Here is a 2,547-nt window from a genome sequence, read left to right as displayed (position 1 = left end):
CGGCCTGTGCATGTTCGACGCCGACGAGCGGATGATCATCTGCAACGGCAACTACCTAAACATCTTTTGCCTCGACGCCAGGGTGATAAGGCCCGGCATCCGGTTCCTCGACATTCTGCGCCACAGCGTCGATATCGGCGTCGCCTCGCAAACCGCCGACGAACTCTACGCCATCCGCAAGCCCTATATCGATCAGGCAAAGCCCTCGACCTACGAAGAAACACTGTCGGACGGCCGCATCGTCAGCATCTCGCACCGCCCTCTGGCTCTGGGCGGCTGGGTTTCGATCTATGAAGACATCACCGAGCAGCGCCGCGCGCAAGAGGATCTCAAGGAGCAGCACCGCCGCTTCGACGCAGCGCTCGCCAACATGTCGCAAGGCTTGCTGATGTATGACGCCGACGGCAAGATGATCGTGCGAAACCGGCGTTTTCTGGAGCTCTACAAGGTCACCCCGGCGGATTTTCCGCTTGGAACGACGCACCGCGACGCGCTCGAACGGTTGCTGGAACTCGGCATCTATACGAAGATCGATGTCGACAGCGAAGTCGCCAAGACCGAAGCCTGTCTGGCGGCGGCAAAAATGCATTCGGCCTATCGGCATCTTACCGACGGCAGGACGGTTTTGGTCACACGTCGGCCGATGGATGGCGGCGGCTGGGTGGTGACCTTCGACGACGTCACCGAACGTCGCCGCACCGAAGAGCGCATGACCCATCTTGCGCATCACGACACGCTGACGGGATTGCCCAACCGCTCGATGTTTCGCGAACGGCTCGACCTTGCGCTGGAGGACACGGCGGCCACGCCGCTGGCGATCTTCTCGCTCGATCTCGATCGCTTCAAGGCAGTCAACGACACCTGGGGACATCCGGCCGGCGACTGGCTGCTGAAGACCGTGGCCGAGCGGCTGCAGCGCTGCCTGCATAATGAAAACGACGTCGTTGCCCGCTTCGGCGGCGACGAATTCGTCATCATCCAGTTCAATTTCAAGGGCATTGCCAATGCTGAAAAACTCGCGAAGCGCATCGTCGAGACAATCGGAAAACCGTTCCGCGACAAGAGCCGCGAGATGCATATCGGCATCAGCCTGGGCATCGCGGTTTTCCCCGACGACGGCGGAGACGCCGACACGCTGCTGAGGAACGCCGATACAGCGCTTTACCGGGCGAAGAGCGAAGGCCGCAATCTGTATCGCTTCTTCGAACCCGGAATGGACGCAATGGTACAGGCACGGCGTGCGTTGGAGGTCGACCTCGGGACCGCACTGTCGCGCCAGGAATTCGACCTCGATTTCCAACCCATCATGAACATCGCCTCCGGCGAGATCGTCGGCGCGGAAGCCTTGATGCGCTGGCATTCCCCAGAACGTGGCATGGTGGCGCCGGACAGCTTCATTCCGGTCGCCGAAGAAACCGGATTGATCGTGCCGCTTGGAGAATGGGCGCTGAGGAAAGCCTGCACGGCGGCGGCACGGTGGCCCGCCGGCCTGCGCGTCGCGGTCAATGTCTCGGCCGTGCAACTTAAAAGCGGCAGCTTCGCCCGCAGCGTCATCTCGGCGCTGGCTTTCTCCGGCGTGCCAGCCGGTCGGTTGGAACTGGAGATCACCGAAACCGTGCTGATGGACGAAAGCGAGGTGGTGCTAAGGACGCTGCGGCAGTTGCGCGAACTCGGCATCCGCATCGCGCTGGACGATTTCGGCACCGGCTATTCGTCGCTCGGCTACCTCAGGCGTTTTCCTGTCGACAAGATCAAGATCGACCGTTCGTTCATCCACGATTTGGGCAATCGCGACACCGCGGCGATCGTTCGCACCGTCATCGGGCTGGGTGCCGAGCTTGGCATCACTGTCACCGCCGAGGGGGTCGAGACCGAGGTGCAACTCGACATCCTGCGCAGCAATGGCTGCACCGAGGCGCAGGGCTTTCTGATCGGCGCGCCGTCACAGGCGGCCGAGATCCAGCGTCTGTTGAGATCCCGGGCGCCGCACAGCCAGACCGGCTAGGCCGGCCATCGTCAATGCAGCGTCTCGATGTACTTTTCGTGGAAGCTGACATAGCCGGGCTCGACCACCTTGAGATGCCGCTCGATCAGCGCATGAAACCGCGGCAGTTGATGAAACGGCACGCCGGGATAGGCATGATGCTCGGCATGGAACGGCATGTTCCACGCCAGCTTGCGGACCAGCCAGTTGGTCAATGTGGTCCTGGTGTTCTCCAGCATGTTGGCGACGAACGGACAACGACCGTGCTCGGCCAAGAGATAGAGGCGCAGAAACGGCTGCCCCAACAGAGCGGGCAAAATCCAGACATAGACAAGCACCGAGAGCCGGAAATAGACGGCAAGCAGAAGGAGCACGGCATAAAAGGCAATCATGGCGCGTGCCTCGATGCGCACCTTGTCATAGCCCTTTGGCGGAACGTAGCTTTCGCGACCACGATCCGCGGCGTTGGCATAAAGCGTCTTGATGTGGCCCCACCATAACGGGATGCCGGATATGTGGACGAGGTATTGCCGCCATGTCTCCGGCTTGGGGAACGCCAGTTC

Annotated in this window: 2 protein-coding genes; one reads left to right on the top strand and one right to left on the bottom strand. The window is 61.4% G+C overall.

The annotated features are described in order from the left end of the window. Positions 1–2,005, top strand: a 2,005-nt coding sequence (locus tag EN994_RS26775) for an EAL domain-containing protein (RefSeq protein ID WP_127307947.1), incomplete at its 5' end; no start/stop codon positions are given. An 11-nt stretch (positions 2,006–2,016) separates the two neighbouring features. Here EN994_RS26775 and EN994_RS26770 read toward each other — a convergent pair. Beyond that, positions 2,017–2,547 (bottom strand): fatty acid desaturase (locus EN994_RS26770; RefSeq protein WP_206530509.1); only part of this gene is annotated, 531 nt, incomplete at its 5' end.

Source organism: Mesorhizobium sp. M7A.F.Ca.CA.002.09.1.1, from assembly GCF_003998555.1.
Classification (GTDB): Bacteria; Pseudomonadota; Alphaproteobacteria; order Rhizobiales; family Rhizobiaceae; genus Mesorhizobium; species Mesorhizobium ciceri.
Note: the sequence above shows the minus strand (reverse complement) of the source record. Positions and strands in the feature narration are given on the sequence as shown.